This window comes from uncultured Fretibacterium sp. (genome assembly GCF_938040765.1).
In the GTDB taxonomy this organism is placed as follows: Bacteria; Synergistota; Synergistia; order Synergistales; family Aminobacteriaceae; genus CAJPSE01.
The window spans coordinates 1-4,040 of sequence record NZ_CALIAA010000045.1; the positions used below are offsets into that span (position 1 = coordinate 1).

The window sequence follows — 4,040 nt, forward strand, 5'->3', positions numbered from 1 at the left end:
TATCGCAAGGCGATGGAGCTGGACCCCGGATTCGAGCCCTTCTCCCGCGTGGTGGTTTACCCCGGGGACGGGGAGCGCGTGCCCCTGTGGGACCCCAAACGTCCGGCGCGGGTCTACCCCATCCCCACGAACGACCACGGGATCGCCATCATCCCCCCCGACTCCCCCCAGGCACGGCGCCGGCCCGTTCGCCCTCCTGTCGATCCCGAGCTGCCCAAGGTTCCGCTCTACACCCCTCCGGAGCCCGGCGCGGGGCCCTTCGACGGCGACGCGTGGCAGCCCTCGGTCTATGTCCCGCCGGGGCGGGAAAGGCTTTTGGAGGGCGGCGAACCCGCCTATGCGCCGCCCGAGTCCCGGATTGTCCCCCTGGCGCCGCCTCCTGCGCTGGAGGTCGGCGTCGCCCTCCCGGCGGGCGGGGCCCCTGGGCCCGGCCCTCAGCCGTCGCCCTCCGCGGAGGTCCCCTCCGCTCCCATGGGGGGGCAGCCCGGTCAGGCTCCCGTCTATCAGCCTCCGCTGCCCGGTGCGGGGACTGGGGGCGCGGTTTCCGCGCCTCCGGCGGCGGGGGTTCCCCTCGTCGAGGGTGCAGTTGTCTCGGGGGAGGCTCCGGCCTATCAGCCTCCCGTCCCGGGAGCGGCATCGGGGGATCGTCCGGTTTACCTTCCTCCGTTGCCGGCGGATAAAAAATGAACGGCAAAAAGGGGGATTGGGGCCCTGATGAAAAGGATTTCGCGGGCCCCTTCCTCCCGAGGATGACCTCGGGACCCTTTTTTCGCGTTTATCTCAAAAGAAGGAGCGAGTGAGAGATGAAGAGCAAGCGTTTTGCAGCTAAGATGCCGTTCCTGTTGGCGTTGGCTTTCCTGCTGGCCTTTGCGGGGGAGGAGGCGGCCGTCGCGGCCGTGTGGATGAATGCCGCGGACCCGATCCTGATCACACAGCCCGCCTATTCGGGGATGCAGTTTTATGTTTATCGTCCTTATAACATCCCCGGCGGGTGGTATGCGACCTACGACGGCTACCCCGTCTTCAGGAATGCGGATGGTATTTGGGTCTACGGTTCCTGCGTCGGGGCGAACATCGTGCCGACCGCCTATGTCGTCGGGTCGGTCGTCCCCTCCGTGGCCGGGCTGGTGCCATGGGTCGCGGCGCCCGCCTGCGCTCCGGCCGTCGCGCCGGTTGTCGTCCCGGCTGTTGCGCCCGTTGCTCCGGTTGCCGTCGTCGCCGCTCCCGTCTATGTTCCCCGCTGGGTTCAGAATCCCAATTTCGTGGCCATCGGAGGATGGGGAAGAAGCGTGGACCGCATCGGCGTGTTGGGTAAACCCGCAGTCCCCGTGGCGTGGAAAGGGTCTCGCCCCAATGTGATCTATGCTTGGACGGGCCGAAACTGGTACCAGATATCCCTCCGGGACTCTCAGCATCCCGTGGACGCGCTGCGCGGCAGGCTGTACGAGCTGGCCTGCATGAGCAACAGAAACAATCTGGTCTGGACGGATCAGGATATGAATGTCCTCGCCCAGCACGCCGCGGTCTGGGGCTACCGGTGGATGGGGCAGATCGTCCTCGCCCGGTGATGCGCAGCTTGCCGTATTTGTCGGCGGTCTGCAATTCCGCAGGAAAAGACGAGGAGTGATGGAGTTGTTGTCCCTTCGGCATTTTAGTCTGATCTCCTGTTTGTTTTCGGGCCTCCTGATGAGTTTGGCCTCGTCGGCCGAGGCCAGGGTTTACGTGGCCGAGCCCCTGCTGGTGGCGCAGCCGTCCTATGCCGGGATGCAGTTCTACGTGTACCGGCCCTACAACATGCCGAAGAACTGGTATGTGACCTTCGACGGCTACCCCGTGACGAAGAACAGGGACGGGGTCTGGGTGTATGGCACCGCGTCCGGCCCCAACCTGAATCCGACGAACTATATCGTGGGGTCGGTCGTGCCCTCCATGGCGGGGATCGTCCCCTGGGTGCGCCCGGCCCAGATTTCCTCGCACGTCACGGTGCCGCCTCCCGAGGTCGCGGCCGTGCGTCAGCCCGGCCTTCCGCCCTCGCGTGCCGCCGGAGGCGAGACCCATTCCACGTGGGTGCCGGACTGGAGCTTCAACCCCCGCTTTATGGCGATCGGGAACTGGCAGAGCAGCGTCGACCGCATGGGCGTCCTGCACAACCCCGCGGCCCCCGTCGCCTGGAAGGGGAACCTCCCCAGGGCGATCTATGTGTGGACGGGACGGAGCTGGTACCAGATTACCCCCCGTGCCGATCAGCGCCCGGTGGATGCCCTCAAAGGGCAGCTCTACGAGCTCACGCGGATGGTCAAGCGCAATCGGTTCATCTGGTACGAGGCGGATATGCCCGTGCTGGCGCAGCAGGCGACGGAATGGGGATATTACTGGATGGGGGAGGTCGTGCCGTCCCGATGAAGAGGCTGGCCTTCCGTGTTCCGGGTGCGCTCCTGGCCTGTTCGCTTTCCCTGCTTGCGGCGGTCCCCGCCGGCGCGTTGCCCCCGGACCCCGTCCCGGCGGTCATCACCGTCCCCGACTGCGGGGACGGCTTTACGATGGACGTGCGTCCGCGCCGCAATCCCGAGGCCCTGGGGACCGTTACGCGCGACGGCTATCCCGTCCTGCTGGATCGCAGAGGGGAGAATCATTACATTTTGTCCCGGGGCGCGGATATCCCCGTGCCGGTGGTCCGGAGGGGCTTCTCCTTGCCGGATTGCGTTCCGGACGGGGCGAATTGAGACTCTGGATTCTTTGTCGGCCATATCATATTATGGATGAGGGACATTTTCTCTCCCGGTTATGTTATACTTAACCATAGCTGAGTTTGAGGAAGTGATGTTTCGTGCCGAGAACGCTCACATCCATCAAAGATGAGATTTTCTCCTATAAGGGCCGGCTGGTTCGTTGCCGAATGTCCAAGGGGAGGAACAGGACCGAGGAGACGGAGGGGATTCTGCTCGACGTCTATCCTAAGCTTTTCACCTTGTACGACGAATCCAGCGCAAGCACCGTCTCCTTCAGCTACGCGGAGATACTCACCCGAGAGGTCGAGCTTGAAATTGTGACTCGCGTTTAGGGTTTTAAGCAAAATACCCCCGGACGAGGTCCGGGGGTATTTTTTTCAGGTCCTCTTTCCTTTACTTCTGGAGGAACCATGGGGGCTCACGGAATGATCTTCACGAATTTTTTGGAGGAGCTGCCGCTGTGCGCTTCGTCCTGCCTTCCTTTGCAAAGCTGAATCTTTCCCTCCGGGTGACCGGGCGGCGGGACGACGGCTATCACGACCTCGTCTCCCTCTTCCTCAGGATTCCCTCGGGGGAGACGCTGCGCGTCGTCCGGCGCCTCGATCCCGCCGCCGGGGACCTCGTCAACGTCGATGGGATGGAGCTGGAGGGGGAGAATATCGTGGCGAGGGCCCTGCGCCTCGCCCGCGCGTCGGGGCTTGCCGTTCCTCCTCTGGATATAGAGATCCTGAAGAGCCTTTTCCCGGGGGCCGGTCTCGGGGCGGGGAGCGGCAACGGGGCCGCATTGCTCAGGTGGCTTGCCGCGGAGATCCCGGATTCCCGATGGCCGGAGATTGCCCGCAGAACAGGCGCGGATGTGCCCTGTCTTTTCTCCGCTTTTCCTGTCGCGCTGGTCTCGGGGATCGGGGATCGTCTTGAGCCTTTGCCTGCACTTCCCCTGGGAGGCCGGGTCTTCTTCCCCGAGTGGAGCGTGGGCACGAAGGGGGCCTACGATGAGCTGGACGCCCGGCATCCCGGCGGGTATCCGCTTTGTGCGTCCGAGGCCAGGGATGAGGCCCTGTGCCTTTATGAGGCGCTCCAAAAGGGGGAACGCGTCGGTCTGCTCCCCAACGACTTTGCGCTGCCGCTTCTGGAGCGTTTCCCGGGGTATCGCGAGCTTTTCGGGACATTGGAACGATCGGAGGCTCTGGCCTGGGGCATAACGGGCAGCGGCGGTGCGGCCTTCTGCCTCTTTGCCGCACCTGTGCCCAGCTTGGGCTACCCGGAATGGGTACGTCAGGTTCTGTATTTTTCCTGACGAGAGGCGCCCGA

Annotated in this window: 5 protein-coding genes and 1 pseudogene; all 6 read left to right on the forward strand. The window is 64.3% G+C overall.

Annotated elements, in window-relative coordinates:
- Window positions 1–687: pseudogene (locus tag Q0176_RS01530) on the forward strand (hypothetical protein); the annotation flags it as partial.
- A 116-nt stretch (window positions 688–803) separates the two neighbouring features.
- Window positions 804–1,568, forward strand: a complete 765-nt coding sequence (locus Q0176_RS01535) for a hypothetical protein (RefSeq protein WP_299298429.1) — start codon at window positions 804–806, stop codon at window positions 1,566–1,568.
- A gap of 55 nt (window positions 1,569–1,623) precedes the next feature.
- The gene (locus Q0176_RS01540) at window positions 1,624–2,403 is read left to right on the forward strand and encodes a hypothetical protein (protein ID WP_299298432.1); all 780 of its coding nucleotides are present in this window, start codon (window positions 1,624–1,626) and stop codon (window positions 2,401–2,403) included.
- The gene (locus Q0176_RS01545) at window positions 2,400–2,723 is read left to right on the forward strand and encodes a hypothetical protein (protein ID WP_299298435.1); all 324 of its coding nucleotides are present in this window, start codon (window positions 2,400–2,402) and stop codon (window positions 2,721–2,723) included. The genes Q0176_RS01540 and Q0176_RS01545 overlap by 4 nt, the downstream gene beginning before the upstream one ends.
- Window positions 2,724–2,827: 104 nt before the next feature.
- A complete protein-coding gene (locus Q0176_RS01550; RefSeq protein ID WP_299298438.1) occupies window positions 2,828–3,061 on the forward strand; it encodes a Veg family protein in 234 nt (77 codons plus the stop codon).
- A 128-nt stretch (window positions 3,062–3,189) separates the two neighbouring features.
- Window positions 3,190–4,026, forward strand: coding sequence for a 4-diphosphocytidyl-2C-methyl-D-erythritol kinase (locus tag Q0176_RS01555; protein ID WP_299298440.1), 837 nt, complete (start codon window positions 3,190–3,192; stop codon window positions 4,024–4,026).
- The last annotated feature ends 14 nt before the right edge of the window (window positions 4,027–4,040 follow it).